Below are 22,195 nucleotides of genomic sequence, written 5' to 3'. Positions count from 1 at the left end.
CAATCATCTGGCCCCCGAAAAGTTTGGCTATTGCAATAGCATTTTAGATCTGTGCGACTAGCTGTTTGGCTGTAGGAATACGGTGTTTTCCTTTGAAATCAGTTTTTTAGCAAATCTGGAAATTCGACAAATTTTAACCAAAGACCGCGCTGAGCCCGAAGCGAACGTACTGCCTCAGGATTGTTGCAAAATAAAAATCCTGAAAAGGTAAGTGAATGGCGTCTCCAAGAGGCAATTCTGTTTGGTTTAGTGGACATATCCAAAAAGGTCGAAATTCGGGGTGCACAGCAAATCGATGAACCCTACTCGCAATTTTCAGTTTCGTTCGCAGAACCGTGGTTCCGCTAATTTGAGAGAGTTACTATTTCGTACGCGAGTCAAAAACCTGCCGTGCTCGTCCCGGCGAAATATTCAAACATAAACATAAGTCTGGATTTGTTGCGTCTGTGTGTGCTCTCTTCGACCGTTAAAGAAGTAGGGGACAGATAGATGAGACGAGCACTGAAAACGTTGACGATTTGGTCGTTCCTTTGGTTCACGTCGTTATCGAGTACTTTTCCTGCCGGCGCGCAAGAAACTGAGGCGGACCAAGAGGCTGTGGAAGTCGAGACTGACGATCTTATAAATGCAGTCGTAGATGAGATGATCGCGGCCGACGATCTCGAGATCCTACTTGTTCCTTTAACTGCAGAAGAGCTTTCCCAGATTGCTGGTACTTGGCAGAGTTATGTGCGCACTCGGCTCGAAGAAGTAGCGCAAGTAAACTTGCAACTTCGGTCGGCGAGTGGAACTCGGGAAGACAGCTTGCGGTCTCAGTTGTCCTCCTTGAACGACTCTGGGTCAGACATTCTCAACAACTATCGACTGGTGCTCGAGGCATGGACCCTGAAAGGCGCAAAGGCGGAAGATCTGGAATCGCATACTGACTATATTCTCGCATTGAAAACGGGAGCCCTAAAGACAACCGATATTCAAACACTTTTTCAAAACGCTTGGGCGTGGCTGTTTTCATGGGATGGGGGCGTCGGCCTGCTGATGGCTGGCATGGGCGTTTTACTGGCAGTTTGGGCCATGATGTTCGTCGCACGAATGGTGCGCCGGGTCACTGAAAGGGGTTTGAACAAAATTCCAACTATCTCCAGAATGCTGAAACGCTTCATTGCCACCACGGTTTACTGGGCCGTCTTCGTCCTTGGCATACTCGTCGTTTTAGCTTTGTTCGGAGTTAACGTTACACCGCTTTTTGCCGTGCTTGGCGGTTTGTCGTTCATCCTAGGTTTCGCATTGCAGGAAACGCTGGGAAACCTCGCAAGCGGCTTGATGATCATGGTTCTCAAGCCATTCGACACTGGCGACTATATTCAGGTTGGCAGCTCTTCAGGGTTTGTTGATGAGATGTCGGTGGTTTCAACCAAGATCAGAACATTTGACAATCAGATTATCATAGTTCCGAACAGCAAGATTTGGGGGGATGTCATTACTAATGTGAGCGCGTCCGAGGAACGTCGGGTCGATCTGGTCTTTGGCATCGCTTATTCGGACAACGCTGCCCAAGCAATTGAAGTCCTTAAGGACTTGGTTGCGCGTCACCGACTTTGTCTGAAAACACCGGAACCAGAAATTTTTGTGGGTGAGTTGGGGGACAACTCGGTCAACATCTTCTGCCGCCCATGGTCCAAGTCCGATGACTATTGGACCGTCTTTTGGGACCTCACTGGTCAAGCAAAAGAGAGGTTTGATGAAGAAGGTATATCTATTCCGTTCCCTCAACGCGATGTGCATATAATCCCCGCAGAAGGAGCAAGATCATGAGGGCTCTTACGTTATGCCTCCTGCCACTTCTGTTCGCCTGCGGCGTCGCGTTTGCTCAGTCAGAAGAAATTCTCGCACCGACTGAAGAGAGAGTTGATCCCGAGTTTATTGCGCCAGTGATTGTGGATGGCAAAGAGTTGTTCTTGGTTCGCGGCTCAAGTGCGTTGCCCGCTACCGAACGAGCGAGAAAGATCGAAGAACGGATTGCTCAAGTTGCTGATGCTTCGAAGAGGGCTTCGGTTCAGGTTCAGGTTTCGGACGCTGAATTTGGGAAAATGATCCGCGTCGACGGGCAAATGGTTACGATAACCACCCAAGCTGACGCCGAGCACGAACAAATGGCTATTGACGTGTTGGCTGGACTTCAAGCCGAGGCGATTGAGACAGAAATCCTTAATTACCGAGACGCTCGATCCAATGAGGGCAGAGTAGATAGTGCGATGGCCGCATTTGCTTGGACGGCAGTCTTTGCCCTCGCTTCGTATGCGTTTTTTGCGAAGCGGCGAAGCCTACTAGAATACATCAGAATAAACTTGGAAAAGAGAGCAGAAGGCGTCGAGGAAGCCACAAAATCGATCTTGAGAAGCAGGGCAATTGCGTCGCTTATCGTCTATACTATCCACATATTGATGTGGGTCCTGTTTCTGTTCTTTTTCTATTGCTACCTTTCATTGGTGCTGCTCTCCTTTGCTGAAACGCAAGGCATAGCCCAGATCCTTTTGAAGTACGTCAGCGAGCCGCTCGTAACTGTCGTTTTGGCAATTGTTGGATACGTTCCCAACTTGATCATGCTCGCAATCATCGCAGCTGTAACACGGTTGGCAATTCGCGGGCTCGACCTGTTCTTTGAAAACATTGAGAATGGTGCTTTCGAACTCAAAGACTTTGAAGAGCATTGGATCGCTCCCACCAACATGTTGTTCAGAGCGTTGGTCATCGTGGTCGCGCTTGTGTTTGCCTACCCCTATATTCCCGGATCAGACTCCCGAGCCTTTCAGGGTTTGACAATACTGGCGGGTATCATGGTTTCGCTTGGCTCAAACACAGTTGTTTCAAATATGATGGCCGGCCTGTTTGTCATCTACAGACGCAGTACCAACGTCGGTGATCGCATTCAGGTTGGCGACAAGATCGGAGACGTAACAGAGATCAAGTTAATGGAAACACTCATTAAGTCGATAAAGAACGAGATGATAAGCATTCCAAATGCACAACTGCTTAACTCCGAGGTCGTAAACTATTCGCGCAAAGTGGATGGCCGAGGGCTGTTGGTCCACACGACAGTAGGGATCGGATACGAGGAGCCACCAAAGAAGATTAAAGCGATGTTGATAGAAGCTGCTCACCGAACCCAAGGGTTAAGAAAGAGCCCCGAACCTTTTGTCCTTTGGACGCAGTTGGCTGATTATGCAATCAATTATGAAATAAACGCATACACTTCGCGCTGATCGAGCTTGCCTAAGATTTTGTCCGATTTGCGTGAGAATATTGTCGATGTGTTTAATGAAAACGGAACACAGATAATGACACCGTCTTACATAGCAGACCCGCCGGAACCCAAGGTTTCGACAGAAGAATGGGACGGCAGGCTTGCGCATCACGATGAATAAACCGCATTAAGAAATTCTCAATCAGTTTGGGTGTTTGAGCTTCGTGTCGTACAAAACATGTCACTGAGTTTTCTCGCTTTGTCCGCTTAGCGGTAACTAAAGCATGCATAAGCGAATGATCAGGTAACTGCCTTCATTGTTCAAACCGCTGAAGCTGGCTCGCTGCCAGATTGATCGCAAAGCTCGTATCATACGAACGACTGGTTTTTGAGGGCGTAGTTGTACTCGAGGTTAAAATTGACCTCTACTTGGTGAGGGGCTTCATTCTCAGCAAGGCAATTGCCTCTTCAGGTGTTATCTCTTTTTTGTTCAGTGCATTCACAGTTTCCGGTTCTTTCTGCTCGTAAACCGCGAGCAGGCATCCAGCCCGCACTACGTCGTCGAGCGGGAGGTCTGTCTTTAGTGAGAAACGCAGAAATCGGTTTGATGTGCCGTGGATTTTTTTGGGGGGGTAGGTGCTTCATGAAGTAGAAGGTGCGACCGCAACGTATGAATTAGGGTCGACGCGAGCGCGTCCCGTGGGTCGGGATCCGAGCTTGGAGTCACGAGCTTGTATCCGGCATTGTAACCTACCCTCAAAGGCGGCACGGCATACATGTCGGCTTGAAGGGTCGAAATTCCCCTTATATGGTTTCTCTTTCGGAAAATTATGGCTGGGGTGGTAGGATTCGAACCTACGATACACGGTACCAAAAACCGCTGCCTTACCACTTGGCTACACCCCAACGGTGAGCGGCTGTCTACGATTGTTGTTGTCGGGGTTCAAGAGCTATTTGGCAAAAAAACGTGACGGCCGGAAAAATTTTTGGCGGGGTCATTTGGTGGCGACCAACACTGCTCCGACACGGTTCCCATCCTGAACCATGTCATGAGCGGCTGCGCAGTCTTCTAGTGCAAAGGCGCTCTGTACAGGACAGGCCAAGGCACCTGCGGTCAGTGCATTGTGAAGGGTCTCAATGGCGGCAGAGCGTAAACTTGCTGGCAAGAGATAGATCAGGATCATCTCGAGCGTTACGGCCTTGAACATCATTGGTCCAAAAGGAAAAATCGGTGCCATGTTTTGCGCTGAGCCGTAGGCGTTGATGCGGCCGTTTTCGGCAATTACGGCGGTGTTCGTTTCGATATTTGCTCCGAATTCGACATCGATGACGCGGCTGATTGTGCGACCGTCATTTGCGCCCAATATCTGATCAGCAAGATCTGGGCTGTTGTAGTCAAGCACCACATCCGCGCCAGCCGATTTCACCCGGTCGAAGTTACGGCGGCTGGCCGTTGCGATGACGCGTGCGCCCGCCCATTTTGCAAGCTGAACGGCCAGATACCCGACCGTACCAGCACCACCGTGAATCAGAATCGTATGCCCTTTGGGAGTGCCCCCTGAGAACACAGCGTGGCAAGCCGTCAGTCCCGGAATACCCAGAACCGCACCAGTCTCGAGTGACACCGAATCTGGTAAGTGGACGGCTTGATCGCTGGGCAAGGTGATGTGGCTGGCGGCTGTCCCAAATGCGCGTTGCCATTGCCCGTTCCAGATCCACACGCGCTGCCCGATCCGGGATGCGGGGACGCCGTCGCCGACAGCTGTAATCACGCCAGAGCCGTCGCTATGGGGGATGATCAAAGGGAAAGGAGGTTCCGTCACGCCCGGTCGGGTTCCGGCGCGGGCTTTTATGTCGGATGGGTTGACGCCTGAAAATGCCAACTCGACAGTAACTTCACCCGGACCGGGACGAACCGGAGGAAGGTCTTGAAGATGCAAGACTTCGGCTGCGTTTCCGAAAGCGGAATAAGTAACTGCGCGCATGGAATCCTCCGTTTGCCCCAGTTACAACTTAAACCGACGGTGAATTCAAACCTTTTGCAAAAGGTGATCAGCGCAACCCTGGGCGGGCGTCTTATTCGCGGATCTCTGAAGGGTCGACACCCCAAAGATTCGCTTTCAAAGTCCAGCCCCGATAACCACCCGCCGTGATCCGGCACCAGTCCAGCGAACACGTGCCAAGGCGGGCCACGACGCCGGTCTCGAAATGTGCATTTACGGGCGAGTTGGGGTCGGGGCGGGTATAGACGGGCAGCATGTCAGATTCGATCAGTACCGTGCGCACACCTGACAACAGAGCATAGTGAACCCAGCCACCAGCCCCGTCTCGGTCCTGAACTTTGCGCCAGTTGCCATATTCTGCCGTCACCTGCAGCGGCATACCGCGCCGTTTGAAGACCCAGTCGATTCGATGGCTCAGCGACGGCCCGCGCCGAACGTTCCCTTCGGCGGCCTTCATTGACACATAGCGGGGTAGGGGCAGGTTGGTGACGGATCCACGCTTGTCCTCGGCATGCGCAGCCCAAGAGCTGAACATGACTAGAAATACAGATATTGCCGCCAGACATTGGCGTTTTACCGGTCGAATACCACTCACTGACTGCCTGCTCTTATGCCTGTTGATCCGGTTTCGAAAAAAGGTCGACTCAATGCCACTGGGGTTCTTGTGCCCCGCCTTATCCTGCGCCACGATGCCATGGCGCGCGTCTGTTTGCAAAGCAGTGGGAGGGCCAAGGTGCCAAGAGAACGTCTGAGTGTTGTCGTTACGCGACGGTTGCCCGAAGCAGTTGAAACCCGGTTGAGCGAGTTGTTCGATGTGCGCCTGCGCGATGACGACACGCCGATGACAAGAGATGAGCTGGTGGCCGCGGTTCAGGAAGCCGATGTGCTGGTGCCTACGGTGACCGACACGATCGACGGCGGCCTGCTGGGGCAGGCGGGTGAAAACCTTAGGCTGATCGCCAATTATGGGGCGGGTGTCGACAATATTGATGTGTCCACAGCCCGACAGCGCGGCATTCTGGTTTCGAACACGCCGGGTGTACTGACTGATGACACTGCCGACATGACAATGGCGTTGATCCTGGCCGTAACGCGCCGCATTCCCGAAGGATTGGGCGTGATGCAACAGGGTGACTGGACCGGCTGGGCCCCAACCGCCTTTTTGGGCGGGCGCATCGGGGGGCGGCGTTTAGGTATTCTGGGCATGGGCCGGATCGGGCAGGCCGTTGCGCGGCGGGCAAGTGCGTTTGGAATGCAAGTGCACTATCATAACCGTCGCCGGCTGCGTCCCGAGACCGAGCAAGAGTTAGAGGCGACCTATTGGGAAAGTCTGGATCAGATGGTCGCGCGAATGGATGTGATCTCGGTCAACTGCCCATCGACCCCATCGACATTCCACCTAATGAACGCACGCCGACTGAAGCTGATGAAGCCGTCAGCCGTGATTGTTAACACGTCACGCGGTGAAGTTGTCGACGAAAACGCCCTGACGCGGATGATCCGAGCGGGAGAAATCGCAGGTGCAGGGCTAGACGTTTACGAGCAAGGCACCGATGTGAACCCTCGACTGCGGCAGCTGCCCAACGTTGTGCTGTTGCCGCATATGGGATCGGCCACTTTGGAAGGGCGGATCGAAATGGGTGAGAAGGTCATCATCAACATCAAGACCTTCGAAGATGGCCACCGTCCGCCAGACCAGGTTGTGCCCTCGATGCTGTAAGTCACCGGAAAGGAGCCTTCATGGACCGGTTTGAAGGGGGGTGCCGCTGTGGACGTTTGCGCATTACGGCTTCGGACCGTCCTCTTCGGGTTGGGATTTGTCATTGCCTGGACTGTCGTAAGCATCATGGAGCGTTGTTTTATGCGGCAGCAATATTTCCCAGCGATGCCGTCGAGATTTCCGGCCCGTCACAGGGCTATGCGGATCGATTTTTTTGCCCAACCTGTGGTTCTCCGGTCTTTGCGCGCAGCGGTTCTGAGGTCGAGGTGCATCTGGGATGTCTCGACGAGCCCAACCAATTGACGCCAACCTATGAATGCTGGGCCTCGCGGCGCGAAGACTGGTTGCCCGAGTTCACTGGAATGAAGCGGTTTGACTAGAATCGGGACGATGCCGCGCCCTAGATGGCGAGGCGAAACCTTGCTGTTGAATCACGCCTGTACAGCAAACCATTGCAGAGCGCGGTCATTGCTTACAGGTTTGAAACAAAAAGAAGTATTGGAGGATTTGATCAGATGAGATGTGTTTCCGCTTTGTTACTTTCGGCGTATGCGCTTTCTACGCCGGTCCTGGCTCAGGAGGCGGCCGATGCCGTTGCGCCAGAAACCGCCACGGAAGGGCAGGTGCAGGCCCTGACTGAAGAGGTCATCGCTGCGCTCGAGGCCAAGCTGGACGGTGTTCCGGTCACATCCGAGAACTGGATGGTGGCCGCAGCCAACCCACTGGCCGTTGAAGCCGGGGCGAAAGTATTGCGCGCAGGCGGGTCCGCTGCGGATGCGATAGTGGCCGTACAAGTCGTGCTGGGTCTGGTCGAGCCGCAATCCTCGGGCTTGGGTGGTGGTGCGTTTTTGGTTTGGTATGACGCAGCAAATGGGCAGATGACAACACTGGACGGGCGCGAAACCGCCCCACAGGCAGCCACACCGACGCTGTTTCAGGACGAAAATGGTGAGCCGCTGAAGTTCTTCGATGCGGTTGTCGGGGGATTGTCGGTGGGAACTCCGGGCACGCCAGCCTTGCTGGAAGAGGCGCATCGCCGTTGGGGCCGATCCTCTTGGCCTGGTCTGTTCACCGATGGCATCCGGTTGGCGGATGAAGGTTTCCTGGTCTCGCCGCGCTTGGCCAGCCTTGTTGAAAACGACGCCGAACGCCTGTCGCGCTTTCCCGAAACGGCCGCTTACTTTCTGCCGGGCGGAGAGCCTTTGCAACAAGGGCAACGGCTGACCAATCCGGCCTATGCTGATACCTTGCGTGTATTGGCCAGTGACGGGGCCGCAGGGTTTTATGGCGGTGAGATTGCTGCGGATATTGTCCGCACGGTTCGCAATGCACCGGGCAATCCCGGTGTTCTGTCCGGCGTTGATTTGGCGCTGTATCAGGTGATCGAACGCGAACCGGTTTGTGCTGCATACCGCGCATACGAAGTCTGCGGCATGGGGCCGCCATCCTCTGGTGCGCTGACCGTGGGGCAGATTCTCGGGATGCTGAACAGCTATGATCTGGCAGCGATGGGCCCCGAAAGCGCCGAAGCCTGGCGGCTGATCGGAGACGCCTCTCGCCTCGCTTTTGCGGATCGGGGTCGTTACATGGCCGACAGTGATTTTGTTCCCATGCCGACAAATGGGTTGGTTGATCCGGATTACCTTGCGCAGCGCGCGGCTTTGTTGGACACGGAAGGAGCGCTTGCCGAAATCGCGCCGGGGCAACCCGAATTCGACCATGCGCTGAACTGGGCGGATGATGTGTCGCTCGAGCTGCCCTCGACCTCGCATATCTCGATTGTGGACAGCTATGGCAACGTGCTGTCGATGACAACGACGATCGAAAACGGCTTTGGTTCGCGTCTGATGACGAACGGGTTCCTTTTGAACAACGAGCTGACGGACTTCTCGTTCAAAACCCATAGCGACGGTGTGCCGATTGCCAACCGGTTAGAGCCCGGAAAACGCCCGCGTTCCTCCATGAGCCCGACTATCGTGATGCAGGACGGCGCTCCGGTTCTGGCCATCGGGTCGCCGGGTGGCAGCCGCATCATCGGCTATGTCGCGAAGTCGATCATTGCTTGGGCCGATTGGGGAATGGATGTACAGCAGGCGGTGTCCTTGCCACACTTGGTCAATCGCTTCGGAACCTATGACGTCGAGGCAGGCACCGCAGCAGAAGGGTTCACGGACGCGCTGGTGCTGCAAGGTTTTGAGGTCAACCCACGCGATCTGACATCGGGTTTGCACGCTATTGAAATCGGTGACGGGCTGAGCGGGGGCGCCGACCCGCGCCGTGAAGGGATTGCACTGGGCGAGTAGCCCCTTGGAATAAGTGGGTATTGCCCAAACTTTGCGGGCCTTTTAGTCATTGGCTGAAGGGCCCGCAGTGTGTTGGGGCAGGGGAGGATGACGATGGTACAAGCTAAGGCGTTTCCTAGAAATGAAACAGGCATAGAAACCGCGATCAGCATTCTCAAACAACGTTTCGGCGACAGGCTGCAAACAAGCGCAGCGATCCGGGAACAGCACGGCCACACCACGACCTGGATTGAAAACCAAAGCCCGGATGCCGTGGTTTTCCCGCATACAACGCAGGAAGTTTCAGACATTGTCAAAACCTGCGCGGCGCACCGAGTACCGGTTATCCCCTTCGGCACTGGCACATCGCTGGAGGGGCATGTGAATGCGCCGGCAGGCGGCATCTCGGTCGATCTGACGCAAATGGACAAGGTGCTGGCGGTTCATGCCGAAGACCTGGACTGCGTTGTGCAACCCGGCGTGACCCGCGAGGCGCTGAATACGCATTTACGCGATCAGGGTTTGTTCTTTCCGATTGACCCCGGGGCCAATGCGTCGCTGGGCGGCATGGCCGCTACGCGCGCTTCGGGCACCAATGCAGTGCGATACGGCACGATGAAGGACAATGTTCTCAGCCTCGAGGCGGTCATGCCTGATGGCCAGATCATCCGCACAGGACAAAGGGCCAAGAAATCCTCGGCCGGGTATGATTTGGCCCGTCTATTGGTCGGGGCCGAAGGTACGCTTGGGATCATCACGGAACTGACCCTGCGGCTGCAGGGTATCCCCGAAGCAATCAGTTCAGCGCGATGTTCGTTTCCAACGGTGGACGCGGCCTGCCGCGCGGTGATGATGACGATCCAATATGGTATCCCGGTCGCCCGGATCGAGCTATTGGACGAAATGTCGGTGCAAGCCGCTAACGCCTATTCCGGGCTAAGCCTGCCGGAAACGCCGTTATTGCTGCTGGAATTTCACGGCTCGGAAAGCGGCGCGGTTGAACAGGCTGAAACCTTTGGCCAGATCGCAGAAGAATTCGGCGGTACCGATTTTGCCGCGACCACGACCACCGAGGAACGGAACAAGCTGTGGCAGGCTCGGCATGATATGTATTGGGCGTGTCTGCAACTGCGCCCCGGCGCACGCGGTATTTCTACGGATGTCTGTGTACCGATCTCATGTTTGGCCGAATGTGTGACCCAGACCCAAAGAAAGGCAGCCGAACTTGGCTTGCTTGCTCCGGTGGTTGGCCATGTCGGGGATGGCAATTTCCACACGCTGCTGCTGATCGACATGGAAAATGCTGAAGAGGTCGCCAAGGCGGACGCCTTTGTTGGCTGGCTCAACGATCTTGCGATCTCGATGGAGGGCACCTGCACGGGGGAACATGGCATAGGGCAGGGCAAGCGACCTTACCTTGAGAAAGAGCTTGGGGTCGCCACACAGTATATGGCCGCAATCAAGGCCGCGCTGGATCCCCTCAACATTATGAACCCCGGCAAAATTCTGTCTGATCAGCCCTAGCGGTTTCGCGATCTGGTCCGTTTTGTGCCCTTAAATCGTCCACATGTTTTGATCTGAAAGGCGCAAAGACAGACAGGTGGTCGACATGAGTGCAAAATATCTGGCAGGCTTTGTTACAATCTGCGGATTGGCTGTTGCTGGGCTGGATTTTTACCAGCAAGCCAAGGCATCGGAAGACGGCATAAGCATCAAAAGCTACCTAACCTCGGTATCTGCGCGTGCCGGGTTCACAGACAGCCATGCTAAGGCAGAGGCACCGGTAACCCAACCACAGGAACCAGCAGCTCAGAAACCTTCAGACGAGGGCGGCAGGCTGGTTTGCACCACGGTCGGAACCAGCAAACGCTGCAGTTCCAGTGGCTGAAATCGGCGGCTGAATGATCGATCTGCGACCTGCATTTGTTATTCGGGTCGTTTTTTTCCTATCACTGGTCGGATGAATGTCGCGCGCCGCCCCTTAACTGCGCCATATGGTGTCAGCTGAATTCAAGGGGAGACGCCCGGTTATGAAAACCCAAGTCAAAGCACTGGTCGTTGGCGGTGGCGCCATCGGAACCTCGATTGCCTATCATCTGGCCAAGGCTGGCTGGGATGACGTGATGCTGATCGAACGGGACGAGTTGACCTCTGGCTCGACCTGGCACGCAGCTGGCCTTTTGCCGCTGTTCAACATGTCTTACGCAACCACCCATATCCACAAATACTCGGTCGACTTCTACAAGACGCTGGAAGAGGAAACCGGCCTGAACGCGGGCTTCGCGGTGGTCGGCAACCTGCGCATGGCGCAGACGCAGGATCGCATGGATGAATACATGCTCTATGCCTCCACGGCCGAGACATGTGACGTCAAATACGAATGGCTGACCCCGGATCAGATCAAAGAGCGCTGGCCTTTGATTGAAACCGGCGATCTGAAAGGTGCGATCTATCACACCGAGGACGGCTATATTAACCCCGCAGACGTCACGCAGGCCATGGCCAAGGGTGCCCGCCAGCGCGGCGTGGATATCGTCCGCAAAATGCAGGCTGATGCTTTCCACTGGAACGGTACCCATTGGGAAGTCACCTGCACCAAGATGGTCGAACAGGGCGGCAACCTTGTCCCATCCGACGAGCAGGTCGTCATCACGACCGAACACGTTGTGACTGCATCGGGCAACCATGCGCAGCGCACCGCCAAGATGCTGGGCATCAAGATGCCGGCAATCCCGGTCGAGCATACCTTCATCGTCATGGACAAAGACCCAGAGCTGGTCAAATGGCGTGAAGCCGGCAACCCCGAGCACCCCGTTGTGCGCGACGCCGACAACGAATCCTACGCGCGCGAAGAGCGCGGCGGCTGGATTCTGGGTATCTACGAGCACGGCGCGCCTGCGCGCTTCGAATACGGCGTGCCGGACAGCTTCCGTGCCGACCTGTTCCCATTGGACATCGATCGTATCGCGGATCAGTATATGGCTATGGCTGAACGCGTGCCGTCCTGCGCTGACTCCGGCCTGAAAGACGATTTCAACGGCCCAATCTGCTATACCCCCGACGGCAACCCGCTGGTTGGCCCGGCTCCGGGTCTGCGCAACATGTGGCTGGCCGAGGGTTTCAGCTTCGGTATCACCGCCGCTGGCGGCACCGGTTATTATCTGGCGCAGATGATGGTCGATGGAGAAGCCGAGATCGACATGGCCTCGCTGGACCCCAAACGCTACAGCAGCAACTGGATGACCACCGAGTTCGCGGCGCGCAAGAACGAAGAGTGCTACGAACACGTCTACATCCTGCACCACCCCGATGAAGAGCGTGAAGCCTGCCGTCCGCTGCGCACAGTTCCGGCCTATGACCGCCAGAAAGCACGCGGCGCACAGTTCGGCTGGGTCAACGGCTGGGAACGTCCGAACTATTTCGGCCCCGTCGATGCACCTGACAACTTCGACAAGGAAAGCCGGTCGTTCCGCCGTGGTGGCTGGTGGCAATATGCCGTCGAAGAAGCCAAGGCGATCCGTGAAGGCGTTGGCCTGATCGACGCATCGGCCTTCACCAAGCATGTCGTCAAAGGCCCCGGAGCGACCCAGTTCCTGGATTGGTTCACCTGCAACAAGCTGCCCAAGGTCGGTCGTATCAACCTGACCTACGCGCTGACCTCGCACGGCACCACCCGCACGGAATACACCATCGTCCGCAATGGTGAGAACAACTACTACATCGTCTCTGCCGGTGCCTGGACCGAGTATGATGCCGATTACCTGCGCAAGGCGGCCGAGGACAAGATGGAGGAGTTCGGTTACATCGAAATCCAGGACGTGACCACTCAGTGGGGCGTTTTTGCCATCGCCGGACCCAAGTCCCGCGACGTTCTGAAAGAGGTCATCAAAGATGCCGATCCGGAAACCGCTTTGTCCAACAAGCGCTTCCCGTGGCTGTCTGCCCGTCAGATCGAACTGGGCATGTGCCCGGTCAACGCGATCCGTGTGGCTTACACTGGTGAGTTGGGTTGGGAACTGCATCACCCGATCGAGATGCAGAACTACCTGTTCGACCTGCTGGAAAAGGCCGGTGAAAAGCACGGTATGAAGCTGGTCGGTGCCCGTGCTCAGAACTGGCTGCGCCAGGAGAAATCCTATCGCGCTTTCGGTACCGAACTGGGACGAGATGCAACTCCGCTTGAGGCCGATTTACCGCGCTTTGTGGACCTGTCCAAGGAGTTCTACGGCAAGGCCAAGCTGGAAGAGACCGGTGTGCGCGTGAAGTGTTGTACCCTGCTGATCGACGGGCCAGACGATGCCGACCCGTGGGGCCGTGAGGTGCTATATACACCGGAGGGTGAGCGTGTGGGTCGTCTGACTTCGGGCGGGTATTCGGTGGCTTTTGAGAAGTCCATCGGCATGGGTTACGTTAAGCCAGAGCTGGCGGTCGAAGGTACCAAGTTGAAAGTCAAAATGCAGGACAAGCTGTGGGATGCAGTTGTCACATGCGACAGCCCCTACGATCCGAAGAACGAGGTTATCCGCAAAGACGGATAAGCCGCAGTCAATGGCATCAGCTGTGCAATAAATGCGCCGCCTATGGCGGCACATGCCTCCGGCGGAGGTATTTAAAAACAGAAGAAGAGGGGGCTGTTTTCAAGAACCAGCCCCCCTGCTTTTTTGCAAGGGGGCCTTCTCCTGTTGCGGTCATCGGCGCCTCCGCCTGTACCGCAAAACCATCATTCCCGTTCAGAGTTAACGATCCGTTACTTCTTCTGTTCAAAAATACCTCCGCCGGAGGCAAGCCTGCGTCAGCAGGCTTTTGGGGAGGTTTAGAGACTATAGGGTATTCAATTCGTCGAAACACTCCAACGCTTTGGCAGCATACATCATGGCTGGTCCACCACCCATTTGAATGGCCATGGCCAAGACGTCCGACACTTCATCTCTTTTCGCGCCAACTTTGACCAAAGCTTCTGTGTGTAGGGAGATACAGGGCTCGCATCGGAGCGTAACCGACATGCCCAAAGCGATGAATTCCTTTGTCTTGTAGTCAAGTGTTCCGCCTTCCTTCACAACCTTCCCAAGCGCCCCGAAAGCGCGCGTGGTTTCCGGGATGGACCCGTTGAGATTGCGGAGGCTCTTGCGCGTTTCTGTGAGTTTTTCTTGCCAGTCCATTGCAGCCGCCTTTTCATATAACGTAATCAGAATATGAGGCGGATAGTAGGGCTCTGACTTTGATCTCGATCAGTCCGCTGGTCGCGATGAGATAAATGCAAGGTTGTTGGCGGGCATATCAACAGTCTTCAGTACGTTGAGACCAAATTCTTCAAACAACGCAAGTATTTCGGTGTCATTTTTGTACCCAATGTCAGGGTCTTGTTCCGTCAGAGCTTGGTGAAATCTCTTGTCTCCATCACTGGTGAGCAGTCCCGACCGCATAAATGGTCCATAAAGAACAAACCGCCCGGATGGTGCGAGTGCCTTGGCGACCTCTGCGACAATAGTTCGTGTTTCCTGCCAACTGATCAAGTGTATCAGGTTGATCAACACGATCATGTTTTGTCCGGCGAACCGGGCATGCCAGCCTGCGGCGGTCGCATCCAGTTCTTCGGCCAAGGCGACATTCGGAAACTCACGCACGTATGCATCGATACTGGCCCGCCGATCTGGGTCGATTTCCGTTGGCTGCCACTCCAAGTCGGGTAACTGGGCCGCAAAAGCCGCCATATGCTGACCGGTCCCACTGGCAATCTCCAGCGCCTGTCCTTGTGACGGAGCCCAGTCGCGCAGCAATGCGCATAAGACGTCAGAGTTTCGCGATGCCGCAGGGGCCACCATTTTGCCGCCCTTGGCTGTATTGGCGACGCTGGCAGAGGGGGGAAGCTTGCGTTTGGTCATCGCTTCAACCTTTCCGGGGTCAGCATGGCTACACTCTTGGCATCAAGGGCAGGGGGGGTTCCGACCACCAAATCGCAAAGCAGCTGAGAGGCAGCCGGTGCCGTTTGGAAACCATATCCGCCTTGGCCCGCGCTCCAGATGAATGTTGGGTCGTGAGGGTCTGGTCCAAGCACCAAAGTCCCGTCTGGGGCAAAACTGCGCAGGCCGGCCCAAGTTGTTTCGACACGTTTGACTACTTCGGTCATCAGGGCTTCGTAGCGTGCCAAACCTTCTGCCAGAACCAAATCGTCGGCATAGGCATCCTGAGGTGGAATTGGGTCTGCTTCGGATGGCGAGACCAACAGTTTCCCGGCATCGGGTTTGGCGTACCACGTTTCACCCACGCCAAGCATCATGGGCCAGCACGACACATCATGGCCTCCGGGGGCGGGCAGTCGGGCCATAGACCGGCGGCGAGGCGTGATACCGATAGGTGGAAGGTCAGCAAGTCTGGCGATTTCGTCGACCCAGGCCCCTGCAGCATTAACCAAATTGCGTGCTTCAAAACTCTGACCGGCGGTGACGATCCAATGTGTGTCTTTGCAGATGGCTGTGACTTTGTGCTTGGGTGAAACCGTCCCGCCGTTGTGCCGGATGGTCCTGGCGAAGTCCTGCAACAAACGATCCGTGTCGATGTCAAATGCGGCCTCGCTGACTGCTGCAAAACCGACCTGTTCGGGGTTCAGGATCGGAACGCGCGCGATGGCCTCATCTACCGATATCTGGGCCATGTTCAGCTCGTTGGAATCGGCATCGAACTGCTGAGATTGGTCTTGTGCACCGACCAGCATCAAACCCCGTGGGGTCAGATAGCCACCATTCTGTGTGTGCAGAAAGTCACCCCCGGCTTTGTTCAAAGCGACCACTGAAGGTGGTCCATAGCTTTCTTCAAACAATGCCGCAGATCGCCCGGATGCGTGATAGCCCAAGGCGTCTTCGGCTTCGAGTACCATCACTTTTCCGTGCGTCGAAAGACGTGCGCCCGCACTAAGTCCGGCGATGCCGCCTCCGATGATCAGGAAATCAATCATTTCTTGTTAACCCTACAGATCAGAGACAGGCCGGTTTTCTGGGAGAGCACATTTGCCCGCGCGCCTCTGGTTCGTTTTGCGTTTGGCTTTCCGGACTATAAGCAGCCTTGAATTTATGCTTCAACCCGGTCAAAGACGTACCAAAATAAACAGGAGTGTAATGTGACTGCTGCGGACCTTCATCCAATGGCGACAGGGCATATTCCCCGATACGTCGTCGCAGCTGACGGAAGCGACTACCTATTCTCAGCGATGGTTGTTTTCTTTGTCGTTCTGGTGGTGCTGATCGGTGTTGGTTATCTGACGCTTCATTCCGTTCCCGAGAAAATGGCCCACGAAAACAATCACCCACAATTCCAGTTGGTGGGTATTCTCGCGCTGCTCGCATTGTTTACACATAATGGCCTTTTCTGGGTTGCCGCCATACTGGTCGCAGGATTTCAATTTCCGGATTTTGCCACTCCGCTCCGAAACATTGCTGACGCCATTCGTTCGCTTGCTCGGATCCCAGCGCCCGAACCTTTGCCCGAAGTGACGGAACCGACGCCACCCGCGTCAGAAACAGGCGAAGCGCAGGAGCACAGCAAATGATCGAGACTATGCTCTGCGCCTTGATTACGGTGCTGCCCGACTATCTGTTTCGCCGGTTTGTTCAAGGCAAACGTATCGGTCACGAGATCACCTTGTTTACCATGTGGTACGAACTGCGTTGGGGTTTGACGACATGTGCCATTCTGGCGCTGACCGTGATCACCACGCTGTTCTATTTTCACCCGGCCAGCAAAACGGCCGCATCTTATTTTCGTACCGTGACGATCCTGCCCCAACTGGGCGGTCGTGTGTCGGAAGTATTTGTCCGGAACAACGAACTAGTTACGGCGGGCCAGCCGGTTTTCCGGATTGAGGATTTCAGTCAGACCGCGCAGGTTCAGGCGGCAAATGCTCAGATTGCTCAGGTTCAAGCCTCGCTTAAGGTTGCAGAAACCGACCTGGCCGAAGCTGACGCAGGTATTGCTGGGTCCAAGGCAGCTCTTGCGCAGGCGCTCGAGGATTTGGAACGCAACACAACCTTGCGGGACGAAGGGTCAAGTGCGGTACGGCTGGCCGAGATCGAGCGCCTGGAAAACCTTGTCGCCGAGCGTGAGGCCCAGGTTGTTGCCGCAGAAGCCAAACGCGCAGCGGTCGAACAGCAAATCGAAGAACTGATTCCGGCGCAGCTGGCCAGTGCCATTGCGCAATTGGACGCTGCGCAGATCGAACTGGACAAAACAGTGATACTTGCCGGTGTGACCGGACGGGTGGAACAGTTTAGCTTGCAGGTCGGCGACTATGTCAGCCCGTTGCTGCGCCCCGCCGGTATTCTGGTGCCGTCCCATACCGGGCATGACCGCTTTCAGGCTGCATTCAACCAGCTGTCTGCTCAGGTTATCAAGCCCGGTATGATCGGCGAGTTGGGCTGCATGACCAAGCCGTTCACTGTTATCCCTACGGTCGTGGTCGAAGTGCAGGATGTCATTCCTTCCGGCCAGATCCGTCCCTCGGACGAACTCAGGGATGTGCAGGCCAACAACAATCCCGGCTCGATTCTGGTGTACATGGAACCGCTTTACAAAGGTATGGCCGATGACATCCCTCCGGGCAGCAACTGTCTGGCCAATGTTTACACCGACAACCATGAGCGGTTGGAGCATGAGGACCTCGGATTTTGGGAGGCCGCATTTTTGCATGTGGTGGACACGATCGGTGTCGTTCACGCGGCCGGTCTGCGTTTGCGTCTGATCCTGATGCCGGTGAATACTCTGGTTCTGACCGGGCATTGATCCGGTTTAGGTAACCCAAACGCAAAGGGCCCGGCAGTTTTGCCGGGCCCTTTGACTTTAAAGCGCTGCTTTGAACAGCTGCGTCAGGTTTTCTTTCGTCAACCCAATCGGGTTGCCCCCGCAAGAGGGGTCAATGATCGCGCCTTCTACCAGCTCGGGGATCGACACTTCGGTGACGCCCAGATCGGAAAGAGTGCGCGGGATGCCGAGGCTGTCGTTGAATTTCTGCACAAAAGCGCGGAAGCCATCAAAGCCACCATCAATGCCCAGATAAGCCGCTGCCTGCTGGAACCTGTCGGCGATGGCGGGAGCGTTGAACTCCAACACAGCCGGCATACACACCGCGTTGGTCGTGCCGTGATGAGTGTTGAACACCGCACCGATCGGGTGGCTCATCGCGTGGATGGCACCCAGACCTTTCTGGAAGGCAGTTGCCCCCATGGCTGCTGCGCTCATCATCTGGGCGCGGGCTTCGATATCGGTGCCGTCGGTATAGGCGCGCGGTAGGTACTCTTTCACCAGCCGCATCCCTTCCAAAGCAATGCCTTGACTCATCGGGTGATAATGCGGGCTGGAAAAGGCTTCAACGCAGTGCGCAAATGCATCCAGACCGGTACCTGCGGTGATGAATTTGGGCATCCCCACAGTAAGCTCGGGGTCGCAGATCACCACAGCCGGAAGCACTTTGGGATGGAAGATGATTTTCTTGGCGTGGGTTTCCGAGTTGGTGATGACGCTGGCACGCCCCACTTCTGATCCCGTTCCGGCGGTGGTCGGAACCGCAATGATTGGCGCGATCACGTCCGCGTCTGCACGGGTCCACCAGTCGCCGATATCCTCAAAATCCCATACAGGGCGGGTTTGGCCCGCCATAAAGGCAACCATTTTGCCAAGGTCCAGACCAGACCCCCCGCCAAAGGCGATCACCCCGTCATGGCCGCCCGCGTTATACGCTGCGACACCTGCCTCAAGGTTCTTTTCGTTCGGGTTGGGATCGACGTCGCTGAACAGCCCACGGCCCAAACCGGCAGCTTCCATAATATCCAGCGTTGCCGAGGTGATCGGCAGATCGGCCAAGCCCTTATCTGTGACCAGCAGAGGTTTTTTCATACCGGCTGCAGCACAGGCTTCGGGCAATTCCTTGATGCGTCCGGCACCGAATTTGATTGCGGTCGGATAAGACCAGTTTCCAACAAGTGACATGTTAGGTTTCCTTTGTAATGTGCAACCTGCCCGGGCGAGGGGGTAAGACCCGAGCAGGCCGTCGTCTTTAGCCTGTGACCTTCTTAAGGTGGTAGGATTTGGGACGGGTGAGGTTGTGATACCCAATGACCGACAGACCGCCGCCGCGCCCGGTATTCTTGCATCCGGTCCAGCACAGGCCAGGGTCCAGATAATCCGCACGGTTCATGAACACCGTGCCGGTCTCGATCTGGTCGCCCACTCGCGCTGCGCGATCTACATCACGCGTCCAGAGGCTGGCGGTCAGGCCAAATTCACTGTCATTCATCAGCGCGATTGCTTCGTCATCCGACGAGACCTTCATGATGCCCACAACCGGTCCAAAGCTCTCATCCCGCATAACGCGCATGTCGTGGGTCACATTGGTCAATATCTGAGGGGACAGATAAGCGCCGCCATCATCCTCAGGGAAGGTTTCGATATGCGCAACCGCGCCTGCTTCAACCGCCTCGGCAATTTGTGCGCGCACTTCATCGGCGAAACGCACGTTGGCCATGGGTCCGATGGTCGTCTCAGCGTCCAGCGGGTTACCCAGTTTGTATCCCTTCACGATCTCCACCGCCTTGGCGACAAAATCGTCATAAAGGCTTTCGTGCACGTAAATGCGCTCGATCCCACAGCAGCACTGGCCCGAGTTGAACATCGCGCCATCAATCAATGTATCGACGGCGGCATCCAGATCGGCATCTTCCATGACATAGCCCGGATCCTTGCCGCCCAGTTCGGTGCCGACGCCGGTAAAGGTGCCCGCCGCCGCGCGCTCCATCGCCTGGCCGCCACCGACCGAGCCGGTGAAGTTCACGAAGTCAAACGCGTTGCCCGCGATCAGGTCATTGGTGACGTCATGGCTGAGGAACACGTTCTGGAACACATCTTCAGGCACACCGGCTGCATGGAAGGCTTGCGCCATACGCGCCCCCACCAGCAGGGTCTGCGTGGCGTGCTTCAGGATCACCGTATTGCCCGCGATCAGTGCAGGTGCGACAGTGTTGATCGCTGTCATGTAGGGATAGTTCCAGGGGGCCACAACAAACACGACCCCGTGCGGAATGCGCTTGATGTAACGCCGGAACGTTTCGTCCTCGCCTACCGCGATATCAGCCAGAGATGTTTCTGCAATCTCTGCCATATGGCCGGCACGTTCGTTGAAGCCGCCGAACTCACCACCATAACGCACTGGGCGGCCCATCATATGCGCCAATTCTGGCACGATCTCATCATTCATCGCGCCAACAGCGGCCACCCCTGCCATGACAAGATCAATCCGTTCCTGCAGCGGACGCGCCGCCCAATTTGCCTGAGCGGCGCGCGCCCGGCCTGCAACCTCAAATGCCGCATCCCGAGACAACACGTCTCGTTCCGCAAAAACCGATCCATCAATCGGCGAGACACATTTCAACATCTGCCCCATGTTCACTCCGTATAGAAAGAATGCAGGATCCCTGCTTCATCTGGCCAAAAATACCTCGGGGGTCTGGGGGCAGAGCCCCCAGCCAGCCCCCTAAGCGCGCTCGAATCCGCGTGCGACTTCCCAGTCAGTTACCACGCGCTCGAATTCCTCGATCTCGACTTCAGCGGCACGTGTATAGTGGTCGACGACTTCATCTCCCATGGCCGCCCGCAACATGGCCGAGCCGTGCAACGCATCCCGTGCGGCACGCAAGTTGCCTGGGATCATACCGGTTTCACCCTGATACACGTCGCCCGTGGTGGGCGCTTGCAATTCCAACCCTTCCTCAATGCCTGCGATCCCGGCGGCCAACATCCCGGCCATTGCCAGGTAAGGGTTCATGTCCGAACCCGGGATCCGGCATTCCACACGCACAGCCTTAGTACCATCCCCGCACAGTCGGAAACCGGCGGTGCGATTGTCCACTGACCAAATGATCCGCGTTGGTGCGAATGTGCCCTTCATGAAGCGCTTGTAGCTGTTGATGTAAGGGGCCATGAAATAGGTGTAGTCGGCAGCATATTTCAACAAACCTGCCATGTAGCTCTTCATCAGAGCGGACATACCCAAGTCATCTGCTGCGTCATAAAACGCAGGCGTTCCATCTGACCAAAGCGATTGATGGACGTGGCTGGAACTGCCGACCTTCTCATGGTGCCATTTCGGCAGGAATGTCGCGGCATGGCCATGCTGCCAGGCGATTTCTTTCACAGCATTCTTGGCGATCGAATGATACTCGGCCGTGTCCATCGCAGGCGCGTATTTGATGTTCAACTCTTCCTGTCCGGTCTCGGCTTCGCCCTTGGTGTTTTCGACCGGAATGCCCGCGTCCCACAAGTGATTGCGGATCGGGCGCATCACGTGTTCTTCTTTGGTGGTTTGAAGAATGTGGTAATCTTCGTTGTAGCCCGAGATCGGCTCCAGATCGCGGAACCCTTCCTTGCGGATCTGGTCAAAGCTTTTTTCGAACAGGAAAAACTCCAGCTCGGTGGCACACATCGCGTCATAACCCTTGGCCTTCAGGCGATTGACCTGACGTTTCAGGATCGAGCGCGGTGCGTGCGGCACTTCTTCATGTGTGTGGTGATCCAGCACATCGCACATCACCATGACTGTGCCCTCAAGCCACGGAACTGGGCGCAGCGTGCTCAGATCGGGCTTCATGACATAGTCGCCATAGCCGCGTTCCCAACTGGTCGACGCATAGCCGTCCGGCGTGGCCATTTCCAGATCAGTGGCCAAAAGGTAGTTGCAGCAATGCGTTTCTTCCCATGCGCTCGCCACAAAGTGACCCGCATGAAAGCGTTTGCCCATCAATCGTCCTTGCATGTCGACCATGCAGACCAATACCGTATCCACCGTACCTTCAGAGACTTGCGTCTTCAGATGTTCGAACGAGAGCATGTGCCACCTTTTTCTTTGCCGGGTTTAACTTTCGGCTATTCGTCGTGATTGACCCGCCCCTTAAGGGGCAGGTCAGGTTTG

18 protein-coding genes and 1 tRNA gene are annotated in these 22,195 nt (G+C 55.9%); 10 read left to right on the top strand and 9 right to left on the bottom strand.

Going from position 1 to position 22,195, the window contains the following annotated elements; genetic code table 11:
• The first annotated feature begins 489 nt into the window (after positions 1 to 489).
• The gene (locus GOV90_RS12810; protein ID WP_171092609.1) at positions 490 to 1,812 is read left to right on the top strand and encodes a mechanosensitive ion channel family protein; all 1,323 of its coding nucleotides are present in this window, start codon (positions 490 to 492) and stop codon (positions 1,810 to 1,812) included.
• A complete protein-coding gene (locus tag GOV90_RS12805; protein WP_254429061.1) occupies positions 1,809 to 3,260 on the top strand; it encodes a mechanosensitive ion channel family protein in 1,452 nt (483 codons plus the stop codon). The genes GOV90_RS12810 and GOV90_RS12805 overlap by 4 nt, the downstream gene beginning before the upstream one ends.
• Positions 3,261 to 4,072: 812 nt before the next feature.
• On the opposite strand, the gene GOV90_RS12800 is transcribed toward GOV90_RS12805, so the two are convergent.
• The 3 genes from GOV90_RS12800 to GOV90_RS12790 all read right to left on the bottom strand — a co-directional run bounded on the left by GOV90_RS12800 (position 4,073) and on the right by GOV90_RS12790 (position 5,779).
• Positions 4,073 to 4,147, bottom strand: a tRNA-Gln gene (locus GOV90_RS12800).
• 89 nt (positions 4,148 to 4,236) lie between these two features.
• Entirely contained in the window at positions 4,237 to 5,226 is a 990-nt protein-coding gene (locus GOV90_RS12795; protein ID WP_171092608.1) for an NADPH:quinone reductase, read from the bottom strand.
• 91 nt (positions 5,227 to 5,317) lie between these two features.
• Positions 5,318 to 5,779 (bottom strand): SH3 domain-containing protein, encoded by a 462-nt coding sequence (locus GOV90_RS12790; protein ID WP_171092660.1) that lies wholly within the window; start codon positions 5,777 to 5,779, stop codon positions 5,318 to 5,320.
• A gap of 198 nt (positions 5,780 to 5,977) precedes the next feature.
• On the opposite strand from GOV90_RS12790, the gene GOV90_RS12785 reads away from it, so the two are divergent.
• The 6 genes from GOV90_RS12785 (at position 5,978) to GOV90_RS12760 (ending at position 13,784) form a co-directional block, all read left to right on the top strand.
• The gene (locus tag GOV90_RS12785) at positions 5,978 to 6,964 is read left to right on the top strand and encodes a D-glycerate dehydrogenase (protein WP_171092606.1); all 987 of its coding nucleotides are present in this window, start codon (positions 5,978 to 5,980) and stop codon (positions 6,962 to 6,964) included.
• A 20-nt stretch (positions 6,965 to 6,984) separates the two neighbouring features.
• Positions 6,985 to 7,344 carry a GFA family protein gene (locus GOV90_RS12780; RefSeq protein WP_171092604.1) on the top strand — a complete coding sequence of 120 codons (360 nt, stop codon included), beginning with the start codon at positions 6,985 to 6,987 and terminating at the stop codon, positions 7,342 to 7,344.
• 135 nt (positions 7,345 to 7,479) lie between these two features.
• On the top strand, positions 7,480 to 9,267 hold the full coding sequence (gene ggt / locus GOV90_RS12775; RefSeq protein WP_171092601.1) for a gamma-glutamyltransferase: 1,788 nt from the start codon (positions 7,480 to 7,482) through the stop codon (positions 9,265 to 9,267).
• 93 nt (positions 9,268 to 9,360) lie between these two features.
• Positions 9,361 to 10,770 (top strand): FAD-binding oxidoreductase, encoded by a 1,410-nt coding sequence (locus tag GOV90_RS12770; RefSeq protein ID WP_171092599.1) that lies wholly within the window; start codon positions 9,361 to 9,363, stop codon positions 10,768 to 10,770.
• An 85-nt stretch (positions 10,771 to 10,855) separates the two neighbouring features.
• The gene (locus tag GOV90_RS12765; protein WP_171092597.1) at positions 10,856 to 11,134 is read left to right on the top strand and encodes a hypothetical protein; all 279 of its coding nucleotides are present in this window, start codon (positions 10,856 to 10,858) and stop codon (positions 11,132 to 11,134) included.
• 142 nt (positions 11,135 to 11,276) lie between these two features.
• Entirely contained in the window at positions 11,277 to 13,784 is a 2,508-nt protein-coding gene (locus GOV90_RS12760; protein WP_171092595.1) for an FAD-dependent oxidoreductase, read from the top strand.
• Between the two features lie 282 nt (positions 13,785 to 14,066).
• On the opposite strand, the gene GOV90_RS12755 is transcribed toward GOV90_RS12760, so the two are convergent.
• The 3 genes from GOV90_RS12755 to GOV90_RS12745 all read right to left on the bottom strand — a co-directional run bounded on the left by GOV90_RS12755 (position 14,067) and on the right by GOV90_RS12745 (position 16,198).
• On the bottom strand, positions 14,067 to 14,405 hold the full coding sequence (locus GOV90_RS12755) for a carboxymuconolactone decarboxylase family protein (RefSeq protein ID WP_171092593.1): 339 nt from the start codon (positions 14,403 to 14,405) through the stop codon (positions 14,067 to 14,069).
• 69 nt (positions 14,406 to 14,474) lie between these two features.
• Positions 14,475 to 15,128, bottom strand: coding sequence for a DUF938 domain-containing protein (locus GOV90_RS12750; RefSeq protein ID WP_171092590.1), 654 nt, complete (start codon positions 15,126 to 15,128; stop codon positions 14,475 to 14,477).
• Positions 15,125 to 16,198: an FAD-binding oxidoreductase gene (locus GOV90_RS12745; protein ID WP_171092588.1), complete on the bottom strand. Its 1,074-nt coding sequence runs from the start codon at positions 16,196 to 16,198 to the stop codon at positions 15,125 to 15,127. The genes GOV90_RS12750 and GOV90_RS12745 overlap by 4 nt, the downstream gene beginning before the upstream one ends.
• A gap of 162 nt (positions 16,199 to 16,360) precedes the next feature.
• On the opposite strand from GOV90_RS12745, the gene GOV90_RS12740 reads away from it, so the two are divergent.
• Positions 16,361 to 16,789 (top strand): hypothetical protein, encoded by a 429-nt coding sequence (locus tag GOV90_RS12740; RefSeq protein WP_171092586.1) that lies wholly within the window; start codon positions 16,361 to 16,363, stop codon positions 16,787 to 16,789.
• Positions 16,786 to 18,018, top strand: a complete 1,233-nt coding sequence (locus GOV90_RS12735; protein WP_171092583.1) for an HlyD family secretion protein — start codon at positions 16,786 to 16,788, stop codon at positions 18,016 to 18,018. Before GOV90_RS12740 ends, GOV90_RS12735 begins: the two co-directional genes overlap by 4 nt.
• Positions 18,019 to 18,075: 57 nt before the next feature.
• Here the strand turns inward: GOV90_RS12735 and GOV90_RS12730 are convergent, their stop codons facing one another.
• The 3 genes from GOV90_RS12730 to GOV90_RS12720 all read right to left on the bottom strand — a co-directional run bounded on the left by GOV90_RS12730 (position 18,076) and on the right by GOV90_RS12720 (position 22,114).
• Positions 18,076 to 19,221, bottom strand: coding sequence for an iron-containing alcohol dehydrogenase (locus GOV90_RS12730; RefSeq protein ID WP_171092582.1), 1,146 nt, complete (start codon positions 19,219 to 19,221; stop codon positions 18,076 to 18,078).
• A 67-nt stretch (positions 19,222 to 19,288) separates the two neighbouring features.
• Positions 19,289 to 20,671, bottom strand: coding sequence for an aldehyde dehydrogenase family protein (locus GOV90_RS12725; RefSeq protein ID WP_171092580.1), 1,383 nt, complete (start codon positions 20,669 to 20,671; stop codon positions 19,289 to 19,291).
• Positions 20,672 to 20,761: 90 nt separating this feature from the next.
• Positions 20,762 to 22,114 carry a glutamine synthetase family protein gene (locus GOV90_RS12720; RefSeq protein ID WP_171092577.1) on the bottom strand — a complete coding sequence of 451 codons (1,353 nt, stop codon included), beginning with the start codon at positions 22,112 to 22,114 and terminating at the stop codon, positions 20,762 to 20,764.
• Positions 22,115 to 22,195 lie beyond the last annotated feature (81 nt).

It is taken from the genome of Ruegeria sp. HKCCA5929 (assembly GCF_013034525.1).
In the GTDB taxonomy this organism is placed as follows: Bacteria; Pseudomonadota; Alphaproteobacteria; order Rhodobacterales; family Rhodobacteraceae; genus Ruegeria.
The sequence above is the reverse complement of the archived record's forward strand: the minus strand, read 5'-3'. Positions and strand labels throughout refer to the sequence as shown.